General features: G+C 55.5%; 20 protein-coding genes. 4 read left to right on the top strand and 16 right to left on the bottom strand.

The genetic code is table 11. The features are described from left to right. Positions 1 to 28: 28 nt before the first annotated feature. Complete coding sequence (locus ACN0UH_RS08870; protein ID WP_417661721.1) at positions 29 to 475, top strand: GNAT family N-acetyltransferase; 447 nt, start codon at positions 29 to 31, stop codon at positions 473 to 475. 127 nt (positions 476 to 602) lie between these two features. On the opposite strand, the gene ACN0UH_RS08865 is transcribed toward ACN0UH_RS08870, so the two are convergent. The 3 genes from ACN0UH_RS08865 to ACN0UH_RS08855 form a co-directional block, all read right to left on the bottom strand. Then, positions 603 to 1868, bottom strand: coding sequence for an Hsp70 family protein (locus ACN0UH_RS08865; protein ID WP_417661720.1), 1266 nt, complete (start codon positions 1866 to 1868; stop codon positions 603 to 605). A gap of 102 nt (positions 1869 to 1970) precedes the next feature. Continuing rightward, positions 1971 to 2408, bottom strand: coding sequence for a YqaA family protein (locus tag ACN0UH_RS08860; RefSeq protein WP_417661719.1), 438 nt, complete (start codon positions 2406 to 2408; stop codon positions 1971 to 1973). Between the two features lie 103 nt (positions 2409 to 2511). Beyond that, positions 2512 to 3240, bottom strand: coding sequence for a VC0807 family protein (locus tag ACN0UH_RS08855; RefSeq protein ID WP_417661718.1), 729 nt, complete (start codon positions 3238 to 3240; stop codon positions 2512 to 2514). Positions 3241 to 3600: 360 nt separating this feature from the next. Here ACN0UH_RS08855 and ACN0UH_RS08850 point away from each other — a divergent pair, with 360 nt between their 5' ends. The 3 genes from ACN0UH_RS08850 to ACN0UH_RS08840 all read left to right on the top strand — a co-directional run bounded on the left by ACN0UH_RS08850 (position 3601) and on the right by ACN0UH_RS08840 (position 5723). Beyond that, positions 3601 to 4386, top strand: coding sequence for a substrate-binding periplasmic protein (locus ACN0UH_RS08850; protein ID WP_417661717.1), 786 nt, complete (start codon positions 3601 to 3603; stop codon positions 4384 to 4386). Between the two features lie 124 nt (positions 4387 to 4510). Beyond that, the gene (locus ACN0UH_RS08845) at positions 4511 to 5374 is read left to right on the top strand and encodes an isocitrate lyase/PEP mutase family protein (RefSeq protein WP_417661916.1); all 864 of its coding nucleotides are present in this window, start codon (positions 4511 to 4513) and stop codon (positions 5372 to 5374) included. Positions 5375 to 5456: 82 nt separating this feature from the next. After that, positions 5457 to 5723, top strand: coding sequence for a DksA/TraR family C4-type zinc finger protein (locus ACN0UH_RS08840; protein WP_417661716.1), 267 nt, complete (start codon positions 5457 to 5459; stop codon positions 5721 to 5723). A 105-nt stretch (positions 5724 to 5828) separates the two neighbouring features. Here the strand turns inward: ACN0UH_RS08840 and ureC are convergent, their stop codons facing one another. From ureC to ACN0UH_RS08775, 13 genes are all read right to left on the bottom strand, one after another. Further along, positions 5829 to 7529: an urease subunit alpha gene (gene ureC / locus ACN0UH_RS08835; RefSeq protein WP_417661715.1), complete on the bottom strand. Its 1701-nt coding sequence runs from the start codon at positions 7527 to 7529 to the stop codon at positions 5829 to 5831. A 28-nt stretch (positions 7530 to 7557) separates the two neighbouring features. Next, on the bottom strand, positions 7558 to 7863 hold the full coding sequence (locus ACN0UH_RS08830) for an urease subunit beta (protein WP_417661714.1): 306 nt from the start codon (positions 7861 to 7863) through the stop codon (positions 7558 to 7560). Then, the gene (locus tag ACN0UH_RS08825; protein WP_417661713.1) at positions 7860 to 8393 is read right to left on the bottom strand and encodes a GNAT family N-acetyltransferase; all 534 of its coding nucleotides are present in this window, start codon (positions 8391 to 8393) and stop codon (positions 7860 to 7862) included. The genes ACN0UH_RS08830 and ACN0UH_RS08825 overlap by 4 nt, the downstream gene beginning before the upstream one ends. Before the next feature lie 6 nt (positions 8394 to 8399). After that, on the bottom strand, positions 8400 to 8921 hold the full coding sequence (locus ACN0UH_RS08820) for a GNAT family N-acetyltransferase (protein ID WP_417661712.1): 522 nt from the start codon (positions 8919 to 8921) through the stop codon (positions 8400 to 8402). Between the two features lie 27 nt (positions 8922 to 8948). Further along, the gene (gene ureA / locus ACN0UH_RS08815; RefSeq protein ID WP_339515809.1) at positions 8949 to 9251 is read right to left on the bottom strand and encodes an urease subunit gamma; all 303 of its coding nucleotides are present in this window, start codon (positions 9249 to 9251) and stop codon (positions 8949 to 8951) included. 39 nt (positions 9252 to 9290) lie between these two features. Next, on the bottom strand, positions 9291 to 10142 hold the full coding sequence (locus ACN0UH_RS08810) for an urease accessory protein UreD (RefSeq protein WP_417661711.1): 852 nt from the start codon (positions 10140 to 10142) through the stop codon (positions 9291 to 9293). Between the two features lie 87 nt (positions 10143 to 10229). After that, on the bottom strand, positions 10230 to 10928 hold the full coding sequence (gene urtE / locus ACN0UH_RS08805) for an urea ABC transporter ATP-binding subunit UrtE (protein WP_417661710.1): 699 nt from the start codon (positions 10926 to 10928) through the stop codon (positions 10230 to 10232). Positions 10929 to 11006: 78 nt separating this feature from the next. Further along, positions 11007 to 11858 (bottom strand): urea ABC transporter ATP-binding protein UrtD, encoded by an 852-nt coding sequence (gene urtD / locus ACN0UH_RS08800; RefSeq protein ID WP_417661709.1) that lies wholly within the window; start codon positions 11856 to 11858, stop codon positions 11007 to 11009. Beyond that, complete coding sequence (gene urtC / locus ACN0UH_RS08795; protein ID WP_417661708.1) at positions 11855 to 12946, bottom strand: urea ABC transporter permease subunit UrtC; 1092 nt, start codon at positions 12944 to 12946, stop codon at positions 11855 to 11857. The genes urtD and urtC overlap by 4 nt, the downstream gene beginning before the upstream one ends. Next, positions 12946 to 14526, bottom strand: coding sequence for an urea ABC transporter permease subunit UrtB (urtB, locus tag ACN0UH_RS08790; RefSeq protein WP_417661707.1), 1581 nt, complete (start codon positions 14524 to 14526; stop codon positions 12946 to 12948). The genes urtC and urtB overlap by 1 nt, the downstream gene beginning before the upstream one ends. A 99-nt stretch (positions 14527 to 14625) precedes the next feature. Then, on the bottom strand, positions 14626 to 15894 hold the full coding sequence (gene urtA / locus ACN0UH_RS08785; protein WP_417661706.1) for an urea ABC transporter substrate-binding protein: 1269 nt from the start codon (positions 15892 to 15894) through the stop codon (positions 14626 to 14628). A gap of 195 nt (positions 15895 to 16089) precedes the next feature. Continuing rightward, the gene (locus ACN0UH_RS08780; protein WP_417661705.1) at positions 16090 to 16686 is read right to left on the bottom strand and encodes a MarC family protein; all 597 of its coding nucleotides are present in this window, start codon (positions 16684 to 16686) and stop codon (positions 16090 to 16092) included. 147 nt (positions 16687 to 16833) lie between these two features. Further along, positions 16834 to 19602, bottom strand: a complete 2769-nt coding sequence (locus tag ACN0UH_RS08775; RefSeq protein ID WP_417661704.1) for a response regulator — start codon at positions 19600 to 19602, stop codon at positions 16834 to 16836. Positions 19603 to 19670: the final 68 nt, after the last annotated feature.

The following is a 19670-nucleotide window of genomic DNA, read 5'->3' as shown; positions in this document are numbered from 1 at the left end:
CAGCGGATCAACTGCTAAAGAGGTTGCCATGATCAGGTTGGCTATCGCCAGTGATGAGTCGAGCATTCGTGACTGTGCTGAACAAGCTTATGCGCGCTATGTGCCTGTGATCGGGCGCAAGCCCGCACCAATGCTTGCCAATTATGCCGCGCAGATTGCCGCGGGTATCGTCTACGTCGCAACAGATGCAAACGGCAGTTTGCTTGGGTTTATTGTGTTTTATGTCAACGCCGGGCAGCTACTTCTGGAGAATGTGGCTGTCTTGCCCAGCGCTGCTGGTCAGGGCGTGGGCAAGTCGCTGATTGCTTTTTGTGAGCAGGCTGGCCGTAAGCTCGCAATTGATACCGTGCAGCTGTATACCAATGAGCTGATGAGCGACAACTTGGCAATCTATCCCAAGCTCGGTTATGCACAAGTTGGACGCAGAACCGAGGAAGGCTTTAAGCGTGTCTACTTCGAAAAGCGGCTCTACTGACCCAGGTAGGCAACAGGCTCGAGCCTGAGATTATTCAGTAAGGCGTCATGCTCAATATCGAATTCAACGCTCTTGAACTGCGTGCTTGCGCCTGTCATCCAGCCTTGGCCTGCCGCCTTCAAATCCTCTAGCCGTAACGCTTCTGTGCCTCAATTGCCAGACCATTGCCGATGCTGCCGAAGTTATTGCCTTCGACATGGCGGGCGTTGGGCAGCATGGCCGCGACGCTTTGGCGTAGCGCCGGAATGCTGCTGGAGCCGCCAGTGAAGAACACCGTATCGACATCGGCAACACCGACACCTGCGCTGCTCAGCAGTTGGCTGACGCTGGCGCGAATGCGCTCCAGCAGTGGTTCGATTGAGGTGTCGAACAGCTCGCGGCTTAGTTCTGCAACCAGACCCGGTTCAACGCGCTTGAGATCGATCGGCCGCACATCTTGTTCGGTCAGTTCGATCTTGCTGTCTTCCACTTGCATGGCCAGCCAGTGTCCGGCGCGTTGCTCAATCAGCTTGAACAGGCGATCGATACCCGTCGGATCGACGATGTCGTAACGCATGCTCTTGAGCGACAGCTGGGATTTTTGCGCGTACACCGCATTAATGGTGTGCCAAGTCGCCAGGTTGAGGTGAAAGCTGGTTGGCATCAATGCATCGCTTTTCATGCGACTGCCGTAACCGAACAGCGGCATAACGCCTTGCAGACTCAGTTGTTTGTCGAAGTCGGTGCCGCCGATGTGTACGCCGCCGGTTGCGAGAATATCGTCATGACGTTCGGCAACGGCACGGCGCTCGGGCGACAGGCGTACCAGCGAGAAGTCGGAAGTACCGCCGCCGATGTCGACGATCAAGACCAGCTCTTCCTTGGCAATGGTGCTTTCGTAGTCGAATGCGGCGGCAATCGGTTCATACTGGAAGGAAACGTCTTTGAATCCAAGCTTGTGGGCAACGGCGACCAAGGTGTTTTGTGCTTCCTGGTCGGCAACCGGGTCATCGTCGACGAAAAACACCGGACGACCGAGCACCACTTCTTCAAAGGGGCGCTCAGCAACGGCTTCGGCGCGGCTTTTCAGTTCACCAATGAAGAAGCCAAGCAAGTCTTTGAATGGCAAGGCACTGCCGAGCACCGTGGTTTCACTCTTCAGGAGTTTTGAGCCAAGCAGGCTTTTCAGGGAGCGCATCAAGCGCCCTTCATAACCTTCAAGGTATTCGTGCAAGGCCAGTCGGCCGTAAACCGGGCGACGCTCTTCAAAGTTAAAGAAAATAACCGAGGGCAGGGTGATCTTGCCATCTTCGAGCTCAATCAAGGCGTCAACGCCTGGGCGCTGCCAGCCGACGGTTGAGTTGGAGGTGCCGAAGTCGATGCCGCAGGCGCGGGCTGGAGTAGAAAAAGACATGCTGCGCGCTGTTCCTGAAAAACGGCCGCGCATTCTATGCGAGGTGGCGCGCGAATGCTCCCCATGTGTTGTGCTTTGCGACAAATTAACGCTGTCGAGGGGTTAACTTAAACTTAGGGTTATAGCCGCGAGAATCCCGTAGCGTGCAGTTTTTGCGATGCTTACCAGCAATAGAAAGCGCCACAATGGCTCGCGCATGATGCCCGCGACCAGTGTCAATGGGTCACCGATGATGGGTGTCCAACTGAGCAGCAGGCTCCAGCGGCCGTATCCCGCGTAAAAGTCCTGAGCCCGCTGTAATTGGCTTGGATTAACAGGAAACCAGCGGTGCTGGCGGAAGCGCTCGATGTAGCGACCGAGCCACCAGTTGATCACCGAGCCGAGGATATTACCGACACTGGCTGCGATTAGCAGAAATAGAACCGGGTAATCCTCACTCAGCAACAGGCCAACGAGCAGCGCCTCGGATTGCAGCGGCAGCAAGGTCGCCGCACCAAAGGCTGACAGAAATAAACTTAGGTAGATCGACAGGGTTAGCACACAGGCGGGGGATCGCAGGTTTGAAGGCTAGCGTTTATCTGCGCAGAAACTGTGCAGATAAACGCAACAGAACAACCCTGATAGGGATTGTTCATTGCTGGGCTCAGGACTGTTTGTCTTTTTCAGTCTGGTGCATGATTTCTTCCAGCTTGAGGCCTGTCAGGCCATGAATCGTGCGCCACAGGTAATAAAAGATGGCCATCATCATGATCATCGACGGGATTGCGATCATTGGGTAGCTGAGCAGCGTCAGGCGGCCCAACTCGTCGTTGAAAGCCTCACTGCCTGCAGGGCTGACAACAATCCAGCGCGCCAGAATGTAATTCATTACCGATGAGAAAAAGAACGTACCGCTCAGCAGGTACGTGGCCTTGAGCAAGCGGGCTTCGAACAATTGAGTGTTGCCGCCTTCCTCAAGTCGCTCTTGAATCTTGTCGACATTGAGCACGGTTTTGTTAAACAGCATTGTGCGAATTAGCGGGTAGCGTGTGCGCGTCGACACCAACACGGCGATACCTATCACGCCCGGCACGGCTGCCTCTTTGACTGCGAGCCACTGGTTATTCAGGTGCAGTAAACCAATGCCGCCGGTGAGGATGACGCTGACCAGACCAAGCAAGGCAATGAAGTTGAACTTGCGGTATTTGATCAGCTCGAATGCGCCCCAGCCGATTGGGAAGGCCAGAGCCAGCAATAACGCGCCATCTGGGCCAAGCCTTGCCTCGCCACTGAGCTTCATCAGTACCAGTGACGGTATGACGATGCTGACGAGTAAATCGATTAGCGGACGGGGTTTGTGTTTAGGTGTTGAGCTTTCAATAGTGTCGATCATATCTGTCATAGCGCTGAGTTGAACCGCGATCATCGCCTGCTTGGGGCTTCCCGGCTAGTCCGATTGTCGGTTGAAGTGTGTGATTTTGGTTCGGTGGGTCGGCTGGCGCAATAATCGATAGTTGGTTTTTCGGGTGAATATTGTGCTCAATTGCGCCATGTTGTGGCCTGTAAACTGCTTTTAATTGATGCCGGCACGGGCTGTGAAACCCGATCAAACTGCGGATTTTTCCAAGCTGGCCGATAGATTTCAAATGAATGTAATGCGCAGGCTCGTGTCGACGTCTATCTACTTGGCAATGCTTTAAGTATCTGCTGTGAACGGCTACCGTCAGAATTTGTGTGTAAGGGGTTGGGCTTGATGCGTTCTTTGCAGCGAAAGATTGTCGCAGTGATGCTAATAAGCCTGTGCGCTGCGGGCGCCAATGCGCATACGGGTAACAATGCGACGATCCACTTGTTTACTGAGGAAGCCGCTCCGTTGGCGTTTACCGAGGGTAATCAGTTGCGCGGTATGTCGGTAGAGATTACCCGCGAGTTGATCCAGCGTACCGCCAGCCGCGATGCGGTGATAAAGATCAGGCCCTGGGCACGCGGTTACTATAAAGCGCTGCATGAGCCCAACACTGCAATTTTCTCGACGGTGCGCACCCCTGAGCGTGAAGAGCTGTTCCAATGGGTCGGTCCGATTTTAGTCGGCACCACCAGCTTTTATTCGTTGAAATCGCGTAATTTGAAAATCAATACCCTGCAAGACGCCAAGGCCAGCGGCCCTTTGGCTGTCCCCAAAAAATGGTACACCTTTGATGCGCTGACTGAGTTGGGCTTTGACAATCTGTACGGTGTGGCCACCGCTAAAAACATGGTGACCATGTTGAAACATGGTCGGGTTAAACTGATCGCCACTCAGGATGTCACGCTCAAAGACGAACTTGCCACGGGTGGCCTCAAGGTTGCAGAGGTACAGAGCCATGCACCATTTATGCATTCGGCTTACTACATTGCTTTTTCGTTAAGTACAGCCCCTGAAATTGTCGCAAGCTGGCAAAGGGCGTTTGATGACATGCGGCGTGACGGAACCTACGCGATCATTTTAGAGCGTTGGTTGCCTGATGCTGATCCTGAGCAATCTGTGCCGCTCCCTTAATTGGGCAATACCTGTTTAGCTCGTTTGGCAAGCCAGAGTTGCCCTTGCATCAGCGTGTGGCGAAAGGTAGGTAATCGAGCGTCGTTTCAATATTAGTTTTTGGAAAATACAGTCTATGCCAATCATGCAACGTGCTTCCCATCATGAACTGCGCAGTGCTTTTCGCGCTTTGCTCGCCGCAGATAGCTGCTTTCATACCGCTTCGGTTTTTGATCCGATGTCTGCTCGGATCGCTGCAGACCTGGGTTTTGAGGTGGGTATCCTCGGTGGTTCGGTTGCCTCATTACAGGTAATTGCTGCGCCAGACTTTGCCTTGATTACCCTCAGCGAATTTGTCGAGCAGGCCACCCGTATTGGCCGTGTCAGCCGCTTGCCGGTTATCGCTGACGCCGACCACGGCTATGGCAACGCGCTTAATGTCATGCGCACGGTGGTTGAGCTTGAGCGGGCAGGTATCGCCGCGCTGACCATTGAAGACACCCTGTTGCCTGCGCAGTTCGGGCGTAAATCGACTGACTTGATCAGCGTTGCAGAGGGCGTGGGGAAAATTCGGGCGGCGTTGGAGGCGCGAGTTGATCCAGAGTTATCGATCATTGCCCGGACCCACGCAGGTGTACTCAATGTCGACGAAGTGATCAGCCGCACAGTGGCCTACCAACAAGCAGGGGCCGACGGTATCTGCATCGTCGGTATCGAAGATTTCGAGCACCTTGAGAAAATTGCCGAACACTTGAGTGTGCCGTTAATGCTGGTGACTTACGGTAATCCGAAGCTGCGCGATGATGCCCGTTTGGCCAAGCTTGGCGTGCGTATCGTGGTGAACGGCCACGGTGCTTATTTTGCTGCGATCAAGGCAACCTATGATTGCCTGCGCGAGCAGCGTGGTGCTGTTGCCTCGGAGCTGAGTGCTTCGGAACTGGCGCTCAAGTACACCCTGCCTGAGGAATATATTGTCTGGGCAGAAGAGTTTATGGACGTTAAGGAGTAACGCGAGCGATGACCTGCGCTTGTCAATCGCTCTGGTTTGGCGCATACCTTAGTGACTCAAACTTCTTTCTCAGGAGGTTTCCATGGCGGGCGGTTGGGCAAGTGATGGTGCGGTGCAAGAGCAGATCGACAGCAGTATCGAGGATGCCGTCGCGCGGGCGCGCAGCCAGTTACCGCAAGGCGAGAGCCTGCATCACTGTGAAGAATGCGATGCGCCGATCCCGCAGGCGCGGCGTGAGGCAATCAAAGGAGTGCGCCTGTGCGTGAGCTGTCAGGCGGCTGAAGACAAAGCCAACGCAGGCGCTGCGGGTTACAACCGTCGCGCCAGTAAAGACAGCCAGCTACGCTAGTCTCCTGGCTCAAGGTTCTGGCACAAGGCCCGCGATTGCGGGCCTTGTTGTTTGTGTCGCGTGCGACCAACCGCTGCGGGCTGAGCAGTAGTTTTCAGCGGTTTTCTAGAACAGAAAGTAACGCTGGGCCATCGGCAAGACTTCCGCTGGCTCGCACCAGAGCAACTGGCCATCGGCTTTCACTTGGTAGTTCTGTGCATCGACCTCGATATTCGGCAGGTAATCGTTGTGGATAAGATCGGTTTTCTTAACCTCGCGACAGCCTTTGACCACCGCAATCTGTTTCTTTAAGCCCAACTGCTCGGGAACCCCGGCTGTCAGCGCGGCCTGGCTGATAAAGGTCAGGCAGGTGGCATGGCGAGAACCGCCGTAGCTGGCAAACATGGGGCGGTAGTGAACCGGTTGCGGCGTTGGGATCGAGGCGTTGGCATCGCCCATCAGGCTGGCGGCAATTGCCCCGCCCTTTAGGATCAAGGTCGGTTTAACGCCAAAGAACGCCGGGCGCCAAAGCACCAGATCCGCCCATTTGCCGACTTCGATCGAACCAACTTCATGGCTGATGCCGTGGGTGATCGCCGGGTTAATGGTGTATTTGGCGATATAGCGCTTGATGCGGAAGTTGTCGTTGCCTTCGCCGTCACCGGGCAAGGCGCCGCGTTGTTGCTTCATCTTGTCGGCGGTCTGCCAGGTCCGGGTGATGACCTCACCGACGCGGCCCATGGCCTGGCTGTCCGAGCTGATCATCGAGAAGGCGCCGAGGTCATGCAGGATATCTTCGGCGGCGATGGTTTCTCGGCGAATACGGCTTTCCGCGAATGCCACGTCTTCGGCAATGCTTGGGTCCAGGTGATGGCAAACCATAAGCATATCGAGGTGTTCATCGATGGTGTTTTTAGTGAAAGGCCGGGTCGGATTGGTCGAACTTGGCAGCACGTTGGGGAAGCCGCAGGCCTTGATGATGTCTGGTGCATGCCCGCCACCGGCACCTTCGGTGTGGTAGGTGTGAATGGTGCGGCCCTTGAAGGCGCCCAAGGTGGTTTCGACGAAGCCCGACTCATTCAGCGTGTCGGTATGGATGGCCACCTGCACGTCGTACTGGTCGGCAACCGTCAGGCAATTGTCGATAGCCGCTGGCGTGGTGCCCCAGTCTTCATGCAGCTTGAGGCCAATGGCTCCAGCTTTGACTTGTTCGATAAGCGGCTCCGGCAGGCTGGCGTTGCCTTTGCCCGTGAACCCAATATTCATTGGAAAAGCATCGGCGGCCTGGAGCATGCGCGCCATGTGCCACGGGCCAGAAGTGCAGGTGGTGGCGTTGGTGCCGGTCGCCGGGCCGGTGCCGCCACCAATCATGGTGGTCACACCGCTCATCAACGCCTCTTCGATCTGCTGCGGGCAGATGAAGTGAATGTGGGAGTCGATGCCGCCAGCGGTGAGAATCATGCCTTCGCCCGCAATGACTTCAGTGCCAGCGCCGACGGCGATGGTCACATCCGGCTGGATATCGGCGTTACCGCCTTTGCCGATGGCCGCAATACGCCCGTCCTTGATACCAACGTCGGCTTTGACCACGCCCCAGTGGTCGATGATTAATGCGTTGGTGATCAGGGTGTCCACTACATCCTTGGCGCAGAGCTGGCCTTGGCCCATGCCGTCACGAATCACCTTGCCGCCGCCGAACTTCACTTCTTCACCGTAGTGGGTGAAGTCTTTCTCGACCTCGACCCAGAGTTCGGTATCGGCCAAACGCACCTTGTCGCCAACGGTTGGGCCATACATGTCTGCGTAGGCTTGTCTGCTGATTTTCATAGAATATGTCCTGTTTCAGGCTGGCGTATCAAAGGTCACCCATAATTCGTCCGGCAAAACCGAACACCCGGCGTTCGCCTGCCAAGTCAACCAACTCGACCTGACGCGACTGGCCCGGCTCGAAGCGCACGGCGGTGCCTGCCGGAATATTCAGGCGCATGCCTCGGGCAGCGGCCCGGTCAAAGGTCAGTGCATCGTTGGTTTCGAAGAAGTGATAGTGCGAACCCACCTGAATCGGGCGGTCGCCGCTATTGGCTACGTCAAGGCTGATGGTGCGTCGACCCGAGTTGAGTTCGATGTCGCCGGGCAGGACCTGGTATTCACCTGGAATCATGTGGGTTGTCCAATGGTTTTGAAATAGATGGCAGTCGCGCTATAGCGTCCGTCCGGGCTTTGGCAATAATTGGGCAGCTCACCGACCCGCTGGAAACCTTGGGTGCGGTAAAACAGTTCAGCACCAGAGCCTGCTTCGGTATCCAGATAGAGCAGGCCGCGGTTTTGTTTTATTGCCTCTTGTTCAAGCGCTTGCATCAATTGTTGGCCCAGGCCGTGACGCCGAGCCTGATGCAAAACAAGTAGCTTTTGCACCTCGGCGCGGTTGCGACCATTGGCTTTGAGGCACAGCGCGAGTTGTACGCAAGGCAGCACCTGTTCGCTGTCGACAACCACCCACAGCAACAGGTCGCCAGCATTCACATCTGCCTGGACGCTGTTGATGTAATCACGAGCCTCGTCATCCGTTATGTCAGCCATGAACCCAACTGATGCGCCGTGTCGAACCGCGTCAAAGAGCAGGTCGATCAAGCCCTGTCGATAGTGGGCAAAGCTTTCCGGGTGGACGCGACGCAATTGGGCTCTGCTCATTCGGCGTTACTCCTTATTGTCGTCCGGTTCGTCCGCGCCCAGATTGAGTTGCATAAACGTCAGGTCGAGCCAGCGGTCAAACTTGCGTCCCACTTGCGGCATTTGCCCGGTAACGCTAAACCCCAGCTGTCTGTGCAGGCGAATCGAGGCGCGGTTTTCGCTCTCAATTGCTGCGACCATCACATGCAGATTGGCGCTGCGTGCGCGCTCAATCAGCGCTTTCATCAGCGCCGGACCTATACCCAGACCGCGTTGGTCGGCGCAGACGTAAACCGAGTGCTCAACGGTATGCTTAAAACCTTCGATGCTGCGCCAAGGGCCGTAGGTGGCGTAGCCGACTAAACGCCCGGTGCTATTGCGTGCAGCAAGTATCGGAAACCCCAAGGCCTGCCGTTCGCGTAGCCAGATACGGCGGCTTTCCAGATCAGAGGTTGTCTCATTCCAGATTGCGGTGCTGTTGAGTACGGCATCGTTATAAATCGCCAGCAGCTCAGGTAGATCATCTTCGGTTGCGTTGTCGATATTCACGCGAAGCTCCTTGGTACAATGCGGCTATCAGGCGATTGGCTGGTGCACGGTGACCAGCTTGGTACCGTCTGGAAAAGTCGCCTCGACCTGAATTTCCGGGATCATTTCCGGTATGCCTTCCATGACCTGATCGCGGCTGAGCAGGGTCGTGCCGAAGTGCATCAACTCAGCTACTGTCTTGCCATCGCGAGCACCTTCGAGCAGCGCTGCGGAAATCAAAGCAATGGCTTCCGGGTAGTTGAGCTTGACCCCACGTGCCAAGCGGCGCTCGGCGACCAGCCCGGCAGTGAAAATCAGCAGTTTGTCTTTTTCCCGTGGACTTAAATCCATCTGTGTTTCTCCAAGCTACACGCGATAAGGCGTCGATAATTAGGTGTTCCAGATTCTCGGTGGTACGGCTTCACGACCAAGCACCGCAGGGCGCAGCAGTTGCCACAGCTGGATCAACCACGCGCGGGCATGCAGGGCTTCGCGGGCCAGGCAGCGAGCGACCAGCATGCCCGGCAGCTGGCTGAGGTCGCCGCGCAGTTGCAGTTTGTTGTTCGCGGCCAGCTCGCGGCACTGTTCAAGTAATTCAGGGGCGATGTCGGCGCTGAGCAGCAAGGTTGCGAACACAGGGTAGCCATCAAGACCAATCGGCGAGTCAAGCAAGCCGTCGCCTCCGATCACCCGTTGACGCTCATGCCAGAGCAGTTCGCCGTCACGGCGAATATTCAGCTCGGCCTGAAAGTGACCAAGGTCAAAGCGTTCACCGCTGGCTGGACGACCAAGGGCAACGATGTCCCAATACAATAATTGGCCATCGCCGATCAGCTCAATATTACTGACCAGCTCGGCTTGGGCGGCGCTGTAAACGATGGTTTCCTGTGGCAGCCATTCCAGTGTCGCACCGGCTTTAACCCGTATATTCAATTGCTGATAAGCCGGGCCAGCGGCGCGATACCATTTGGCTGCGCCGGGGCTGGTTAACTGTGCCCAAGCGTTCTCGCCGAGGTTGACGTCGATATCCAGGCGATCACCTCCGGCAATCCCTCCCGGCGGGTGAACAATAATGTGCTGGCAAACTTGCGGGCCTTCTGCGTACAGGTGTTTTTGCACCCGCAGCGGGCCTTTATGGCGGCGCATGACCGGCCGGGTGGTGTCGGCATCACGGGCATAGCCAAGCTCCAGCTCGGCATGCCAGCTGGGCGTGAAGATACCTTGGGTCAAGGGTGCATTCATAAAGGGCTGACTATTCAGACTTCAGTTAAGCGTATGCGCTAGTTTGGGTGCTGTACGCGGCTTTTAAAAGCCATGCGGCTCGATACTTTAAATCGCGACCAAGCCCCTTACTCCGTCGGCCTCCATGGTTTCACCGCGACCTTGCTGGACAATTTCTCCGCGCGACATCACCAAGTACTGGTCAGCCAGTTCGGCGGCAAAGTCGTAGAACTGCTCGACCAACAGAATCGCCATGTCACCACGCTCAGCCAGTTTTTTGATCACCACGCCAATTTCTTTGATGACCGAGGGCTGGATACCTTCAGTTGGCTCATCAAGTATTAGTAAGCGCGGCTGGCTGGCCAGCGCTCGGCCAATTGCTAGCTGTTGCTGTTGCCCGCCTGACAGGTCGCCACCACGGCGTAATTTCATCTCTTTGAGCACCGGAAACAGCTCATAAATAAACCCCGGCACTTCCTTTGCCTGGCTGCCGGGAAAGCGCGAAAGGCCCATCAGCAGGTTTTCTTCTACGGTGAGGCGGCCGAATATTTCTCGCCCTTGCGGCACGTAGGCAATGCCGGCATGCACGCGCTGGTGTGGCTTGAAGCCGGTAATGGCCTGGTCTTCCCACTTGATGTCGCCCTGCTTGGCGGGGATCAGGCCCATCAGGCATTTGAGCAGCGTGGTTTTACCAACGCCGTTACGACCCAACAGGCAGGTGACTTCGCCAACCTTCACGTCGAATGACAAGCCACGCAGGATGTGGCTGCCGCCGTAATACTGGTGCAATTGTTGAACTTGCAACATAGGGATGTTCCTTGCTTGTGCATATTTCCGGATGCTGAGGACTGCCATCCGGATCATCAATCACAACTAGTTATGGGCTTAACGGCCCAGATAAACTTCGATCACCCGTTCATCTGCCTGCACATCATTGAGCGAGCCTTCGGCAAGTACGCTGCCTTGATGCAGGACGGTGACGTGATCGGCGATCGAGCCAACAAAGCCCATGTCGTGCTCAACCACCATTAGCGAATGCTTGCGTGCCAGGGACTTGAACAGCTCGGCGGTGAACTCGGTTTCGGCGTCGGTCATACCGGCGACAGGCTCATCAAGCAGCAACAGTTGCGGGTCTTGCATCAGCAGCATGCCGATTTCGAGGAACTGCTTCTGGCCGTGGGAGAGCAAGCCCGCCTGACGTTCGTGCGAGCCTTCCAGGCGGATGGTTTCGAGCACTTCATCGATCCGCTCACGCTGCTCGCCACTGAGTTTGGCGCGTAAACTGGCCCAGACTGACTTGTTGGTTTTCTGCGCCAGCTCAAGGTTTTCAAACACGCTCAGCGCCTCGAACACTGTTGGCTTCTGGAACTTGCGACCAATGCCGGACTGGGCGATTTCGACTTCGCTCATCCGCGTCAAATCAAGGGTTTCGCCGAAGTAGGCGCTGCCGTTATCTGGTCGTGTTTTACCGGTGATCACATCCATCATCGTGGTTTTACCGGCGCCATTGGGGCCGATTATGCAACGTAGCTCACCCACACCGATGTACAGGTTGAGGTTGGTCAGGGCTTTAAAACCATCGAAGCTAACGTTGATATCTTCCAGGGTCAGGATGGTGCCGTGGCGCACGTTGAGGCCTTTTTCAGCCAGACGCCCAGCGCCGATTGCATCACGGGCACTGCTTAACGGATCGTAAATGGGTTCAAGCATGGCTTCTGGGACCGGAGTGGCTCTCATTGCTTTTCCCCTCTTTTCAGCAGGCCGATGATGCCGTGCGGCAAGTACAGGGTGATCAGGATAAACAGCGCACCGAGCGCAAATAACCAATACTCGGGGAATGCGACTGTGAACCAGCTCTTCATGCCGTTGACCACGCCAGCACCGAGCAACGGACCGATCAAGGTGCCGCGGCCGCCTAGCGCAACCCATACAGCCGCCTCGATGGAGTTGGTTGGTGACATTTCGCTGGGATTGATGATGCCAACTTGCGGCACATACAGTGCTCCGGCCAAACCGCACAGCACCGCCGACAGCACCCAGATAAACAACTTGTAGCCGCGTGGGTCATAGCCGCAGAACATCAAGCGGTTTTCTGCGTCACGCAGCGCTGTCAGCACCCGGCCAAATTTACTTCTGGCCAGTTTCCAGCCGAGCAGCAGGCTGGCGACCAGCAAGATCACTGTGGCTAAAAATAACGCCGCACGGGTCGCGGGCGCGGTGATATCAAAGCCGAGAATGCGTTTGAAGTCGGTGAAGCCGTTGTTGCCGCCAAAGCCGGTTTCGTTGCGAAAGAACAGCAACATGCCAGCGAACGTCAGCGCTTGGGTCATGATCGAGAAATACACGCCCTTGATCCGCGAACGGAAGGCGAAGAATCCGAAAACCAAGGCCAGCAAACCGGGCGCCAAAACCACCAGGCACATCGCCCAGATGAAATTGTCGGTGCCCATCCAGTACCAAGGCAACTCTTTCCAGGCTAGAAAACTCATGAAGGCTGGCAAACCATCACCGGCGGATTGGCGCATCAGGTACATGCCCATCGCGTAGCCACCCAGCGCAAAGAACAAGCCGTGGCCCAGGGATAACAGCCCGGCGTAACCCCAGACCAGATCCAGAGCCAGGGCGACAATGGCGTAGCAAAGAATCTTGCCGACCAGAGTCAAGGTGTAGGCGTTAACGTGAAATGCGCTGTCGGCGGGCGTCAGGTGCAACAGCGGCAGGGCGATCAACAGCGCCAGCACTAAAACGCCAATCGCAATGGATAACTGCGGGCCAAGCTTGGCGCTGGTGCGTGCCAGCAGGGTTTGATTCAGGGGCATAGTCATTAATCGATTACCCGTCCTTTGAGTGCGAACAAACCTTGCGGGCGCTTCTGGATAAACAGAATGATCAAGGCGAGGATGAGGATCTTGCCGAGTACGGCGCCGATCTGCGGCTCAAGAATCTTGTTGGCGATACCCAGGCCAAACGCCGCCATGACACTGCCAGCCAACTGGCCAACACCGCCCAGCACGACCACTAAAAATGAGTCGATGATGTAACTCTGGCCTAGGTCGGGGCCGACGTTGCCAATCTGGCTCAGGGCCACGCCGCCAAGGCCTGCAATGCCTGAGCCTAGACCGAAGGCGAGCATGTCCACGCGTCCGGTCGGTACGCCGCAGCAGGCCGCCATGTTGCGGTTCTGGGTCACGGCGCGAACGTTGAGACCCAGCCGGGTCTTGTTCAGCAGCAGCCAGGTCAAGACCACCACGAACAAGGCAAACGCGATGATCACGATCCGGTTGTAGGGCAGTACCAGGTTTGGCAGCACCTGAATGCCGCCGGACAGCCAGTAAGGATTGGCCACCTCGACGTTTTGCGCGCCGAACAGCACGCGCACCAATTGAATCAGAATCAGGCTGATACCCCAAGTTGCCAGCAGGGTTTCCAGCGGGCGGCCATACAGGTGGCGGATGACTGTACGCTCCAAGGCCATGCCGATGACGGCGGTGACAAAGAAGGCGACGGGCAGTGCAACCAGCGGATACAGGGCAATCGCTTCAGGGGCGAAGCGTTGGAACATCACCTGCACCATGTAGGTCGAGTAGGCGCCGAGCATCAGCATCTCGCCGTGCGCCATGTTGATCACGCCGAGCAGGCCAAAGGTGATTGCAAGGCCCAGCGCTGCGAGCAGCAGGATCGAACCCAGACTCATGCCGCTGAAGGCTTGGCCGAGCAACTCGCCAATCATCAAGCGACGCTTTACTTGAGCCAGACTGGTTTCAGCTGCAGTGCGCACAGCCGCATCGGTTTCGTTGCTGTCGGCGAGTAGACCTTCCAGGCGCACACGCGCCAGCGGCTGGCCGGTTTCACCCAACAAGCGTACCGCCGCAAGTCGTACCTGCGGGTCGCTATCAATCAACTGCAAGCTGGCGAGGGCCAGTGACAGCGCCTCGCTGACTTCTGCATTGTCTTCTTGAGCCAAGCGCTCATTGAGCATCTGCAGTTGCGCGGCTTTGGCACTTTTTTGCAGGTCTTGAGCGGCTTGCAGACGTACCGCCGGGTCTGTGGCAAATAACTGGTGGCTGGCCATGCTGGTGGCGATAAGCCCGCGCAAACGGTTGTTCAAACGTAATTTGCGCAGCTTGCCGACTGGTTTTACTTCACCGCCTTCAGCCGCTTGGTAGCCGGAGTCGGTTTTATAAAAGGGGGTTTTGTTGCTATCGGCTTCAACACGCCCGCTTTGCAGCGCCTCAAGTAAAGGCAGGCGTGCCGCATCAGGTGCTGCAGCCCAGGCTTGCAGCAGCTTGGCCTGTTTTGAGGAGTTGGCGGCGCTGAAATCAGCCGCGTCTCCAGCGTGACTGCTCGACCATGACAGGCAGAGCAACAGCGCGAATAACAGCCGGTAAAGGGCAGAGGTCATCATGCAGTTTCCTGTTAAAGCACCACCTCTCTTGGTGGAGGTTTTGGTGTGACCAGCGTTTGTCTAGCGAACACTCAAACGCTGGGCCGAGCCGTGAGCTCTTTAGTTGGATTTGACGGCGTAGTCCGGCTTTTTGTCGTTACCCTCGATATAAGGGCTCCAAGGTTGGGCGCGGACAGGGCCATCGGTCTGCCAGACCACGTCAAACTGACCGTTATCCTGAATCTCGCCAATCATGACCGGCTTGTGCAGGTGGTGATTGGTCTTATCCATGGTCAGGGTGTAGCCAGAAGGCGCAGCGAAGGTTTGACCGGCCATGGCATCACGGACTTTGTCGACATCAGTGGTGCCCGCTTTTTCAACTGCTTGCGCCCACATATTGATACCGACGTAGGTGGCTTCCATTGGGTCGTTGGTCACCGCTTTATCAGCGCCTGGCAGGTTCTTGGCTTTGGCGTAGGCCTTCCACTTCTGCACAAATTTTTCGTTGACTGGGTTTTCAACCGACTCGAAATAGTTCCAGGCCGCCAGTTGGCCGACCAGAGGCTTGGTGTCGATGCCACGTAGTTCTTCTTCACCTACCGAGAAGGCCACAACCGGGACGTCTGTGGCTTCAATACCCTGGTTTGCCAACTCTTTGTAGAACGGTACGTTGGAGTCGCCGTTTACCGTCGAGATAACTGCTGTTTTACCGCCCGCCGAGAACTTCTTGATATTGGCTACGATGGTTTGGTAATCGCTGTGGCCGAACGGGGTGTACACCTCTTCGATGTCTTTGTCGGCAACACCTTTGCTGTGCAGGAAGGCGCGCAGGATTTTGTTGGTGGTGCGTGGGTAGACGTAGTCGGTGCCCAGCAGGAAGAAGCGTTTGGCGCTGCCGCCGTCTTCGCTCATCAGGTATTCAACCGCAGGAATTGCCTGCTGGTTTGGTGCTGCGCCGGTGTAGAACACGTTGGGCGAGAGTTCTTCACCTTCGTACTGCACCGGGTAGAACAGCAAACCGTTAAGTTCTTCGTAGACTGGCAGTACTGATTTGCGCGAGACCGAAGTCCAGCAGCCAAAGGTGACTGCGACTTTATCTTGAGTCAGCAGTTGACGACCTTTTTCCGCGAAAAGTGGCCAGTTTGAAGCCGGGTCAACCACCACAGGCTCAAGCTGTTTGCCCAGTACACCACCTTTGGCGTTGATTTCGTCGATGGTCATCATTGCCATATCTTTCAGGGAGGTTTCTGAAATGGCCATGGTGCCGGAGAGCGAGTGAAGAATGCCGACCTTAATGGTATCGGCTGCGTGTGCACTGAACGGGAATAGACCGCTGAGAATTAAGGCACTTGCGGCGAGTGTCGTTTTTAGAAAAGGACGGCGTTTCATTCTTATGGCTCCATGCGCAGCTGTTGGAAGAGACTGGTTGAGTCTTCTTCCAATGGCAGCATCCGTGCCAATCAATGCAAGTGATTGTTTTTTATGGTTTTTGATCGATTTTTTGGCTGTTAAGAGAAACACTGCTGCGCTGCAATGGTGCGCGTATTGGCGTGATGCACGCTCGACAGACGGTCGCGCACCGGATCAGGGCATTAAGTAGTTTTTTACCCCGGTGAAGATGATTTGTGCGGCTAACGCGCAGACAAAAAGCCCCATAAGACGGCTAACTATTTGTAAACCTTGATCGCCAAGCAAGCGTTCGAACTGATTGGATAAATAGAGCACGATACCAACGGTAAAACTGGCCAGGGCGATGCTCATGATTGCGATGACTTTGTCTCCCCAGTGCGGTTGGCTTGCGCCCATCAGCAGCAACGCACCGATGGTTCCGGGGCCAACAGTCAGTGGGATCGTCAGCGGTACTATTGTCACATCTTGCTGCACGTTATCCGTCTGTACGGCAGATTTTCCCTGCGCCATGCCCAGTGCTGAAATAAACAGCACACTGCCCGCGCCAATACGAAATGCGTCGATAGTGATACCAAACAAGGTAAAAATATATTTGCCGAACAGGTACAGCAAAATGCTCGCGATCAGAACCCCGGCCGCGACTTTCCAGGCCAGCCTTTTACGCTCTTTAACGGTGTAACCACGGCTTAGGCCAATGAAGCACGACAGCACAAAGAATGGGCTGTAGAGCACGAGTAGTTTCAGGTACAGGCTGAATAAATCGGACGCCATTAGTGGGCTCTTAACTGCAGATGTGGTTGACTGATGGACGTCAAAGAATAGACCAAGCTGTTTGGGCTTCTCTCTGATGGGGCCTATGATCAGCGATTGAGAAGCCGATCTCCAGCCCTGAACAGCCGATGACTTGAAGGTTGTAAGTCAGGGGGCTTTGGCATCACGTACCGCGCGTTGACCTATCCAATAATTGACCAAGTCACGCAGTTGCGAAAGCTCGACAGGTTTGGCCATGTGACCATCCATCCCGGCCTGACGCGCACGCTCTTTGTGCTCGCTGAGGATGTGCGCGGTGAGGGCAACTACCGGTGTGCGTGGACGCTGCCCGGCAACTTCCCAGGCGCGTAGCAGTTCGGTGGCGGAGAATCCATCGAGTACTGGCATCTCGCAATCCATCAGGACCAGATCATAGTGTTTTGATTTGATCGCCTGTAGAGCTTCCTCGCCATTGCTGGCGGTGTCTGGCTGCAAGTTGAGCTTGCCGAGCATGCCGCGAATGACTTTGGTGGAAATAGTGTTGTCTTCAGCAACCAGAATCTGGAAGTCAGCAGGTGGCGTATAGGTTGTGAGGTTGTTTGCCGTTGACTGCGAGGGTTTGCCATCGCGGCGATGGGTTAACTCATCCGCCAAAGTCGCTTTCAGCGTATAACCGGCAACTGGCTTGGCCAGGATGCGCTTGATCCCGGCGTTACGGGCGATAATCTTGCTTGGCATGTTGCTGATGCCGGTGAGCATAATCAGCAAGATATCGCGGTTCAGGCTCGGGTCTTCTTTGATTTTTGCCGCCAGTTGCATACCGTTCATTCCGGGCATTTCCTGGTCGAGCAGCACCACATCAAAGTATTCGCCCATGTGCACTTTGCTACGCAATAGGGCCAGGGCTTCTTTGCCTGAAGGCACTGCACTGACATTCAACCCCCACGCACTGCATTGCTGAAGCAATACTTTCCGGCAAGTCTCGTTGTCATCAACGATCAGCAGACGGGCGTCTTGCAGCGGGCTGTCGAGGTCGGCTGTAGGTTGCTCAAGTAGTTTGCTGTCCAGCGGCAAGCTCAGCCACAAGGTGGATCCCTGATTACTGCCGTTTTGGATGCCAAACTCACCGTCCATCAAGCGAATTAGCTGCCGAGCGATAATCAGGCCTAAGCGCCCACCAAGTTTAGTCGCTGCGAGGAAGTCTTTGCTGTGCAGCTCGGCATGCAGCAATGCATTGCGCTCGCTAGGTGGCATGGGCTTGCCGCTGTCTTGCACCGCGAGGCGTAAGCGAGGTTTACCTGCACTGCTTTCCAGCGCTGCGATTAAAAGAATCTCACCTACGTCGGTTTGCTTGAAGGCATTGTCCAGCAGGCTTAAGAGCGCTTGGCGGATGCGTGTCGGATCACCGCTGATAATGCGCGGTACTTGTGGCTGGATGAAGCTGATCAGCTCGACTTTTTGTTGTTCGGCCTTGGCGCGGAAAATATCCAGGCAGTCTTCAATCAGCGCATTCAAATCAAACTGCACGTCATCCAGTTCAATCTGTCCCGACTCAAGTTTGGAAATGTCGAGAATTTCGTTGATCAAACTAAGTAGCTCATTGCCAGAGCTGTGGATCGTTTGCACATAGTCGCGCTGTTTGCTTGAAAGCGGGGTGCCGAGCAACAGTTCGGTCATGCCCAGCACTCCATTCATAGGCGTGCGAATTTCATGGCTGATCTTGGCTAAAAACTCGCCTTTAGCTTTGAGTTCTGCCGAGCTTGCTGCCAGCTCACGGCTGGAGCTGAACTTTTCATGAGTGATGCGTCGCTGCCTCTCACTTAAGGCAATGCACAGAATACTGCTGCTAATGATAACTGTGAGCAGGAAGCCGTAACTCAACCAGCCTGATGGCATCGGCCAGATGCCAATGTGGATCGGCAGGCTTGCAATGTACGCGACACAGAGAAAGGCGATGGAAACGATAAATAGCCGGGCAGGGGTGTAGCCGCTGCGCCACTGATGCAGGGCGACCAGTAAAATACTCAAGCCGCATATCGCTGAGAATATATAGAGCAACAGTGCAAATTGCAGGTTTGTTGTGGTGAGGATGACAGCGAACAAGCCTGCGATTACCACGATTTCTGAGAGTATCAGGCGTTTAAGCAGTAAGTAGGATGGGCTGTCGCGAAAGAAGCTCAAGGTTAATGCCAGCGCACAAAATAGTGCGATCAACATCGACAGATTGGCAGCATGGGCCTGATACGGCTGCAGGCTGGAAAGCCAGCCACTGGTGATACCAAGTAAGGTGCTGGTGGCGAACAGAAGAAGAGTATTGATTGCGCATAACCACAGATTTGCTGGCTCACGGCTCAGCCAATAGCGCACAAAATTGTAAATCGCGAGCATGAAAATACTGCCCAGTAACGCGCCGAGCAGCAGTGGTCGGCTTTCATTGGCGGCAATGTCTTGGGCGTTATTCAATGAAATTGCCGGGCGCAGCATTTGTGGGGATGCCAGGCGCAAATAAATATCGATGGGTTTGTCGGCAATGGGCAGCGGCAACAAGAAGTCGCGACTGTTTAACGGTCTGCTCGACAGCGGCAGCTTATTACCTGTGCGCACATGATCAAGCAGCTCGTCGCCATCCATTACGTAGAGATCTAGATAGGCCAGATAGGGCGAGAAAACTCTAATCAGTTGCTGTTGATTGCTTGGTTCTAAACGGTAGTGCAGCCATGCAGCGGTATCACCGCCGCTGGTTAGCAGGTCGTTGATATCGACTGGAGCGAATTGGGTGCTGTGTTGCGGGGAACGGATGTCACTGAGCTGCAACTCGCCACTGGAGTCATTGAGAATTGACCAGTTATGGCTCGCTGCCGCATACAAAGGCAGATGCAAAAAGACTGTCAGCAGTATGCTGAAAAACAGTTTGGTGGCAATCCCGGGCCGACGCACAGTGAATTCCCTTCGAAAGTTAGTCGAGAGATTATAGGTTAATGGGCTAGGAGGGAAACATGACAAAG

The sequence above is a fragment of the Pseudomonas sp. genome (assembly GCF_048265905.1).
Classification (GTDB): Bacteria; Pseudomonadota; Gammaproteobacteria; order Pseudomonadales; family Pseudomonadaceae; genus Aquipseudomonas.
The sequence above is the reverse complement of the archived record's forward strand: the minus strand, read 5'-3'. Positions and strand labels throughout refer to the sequence as shown.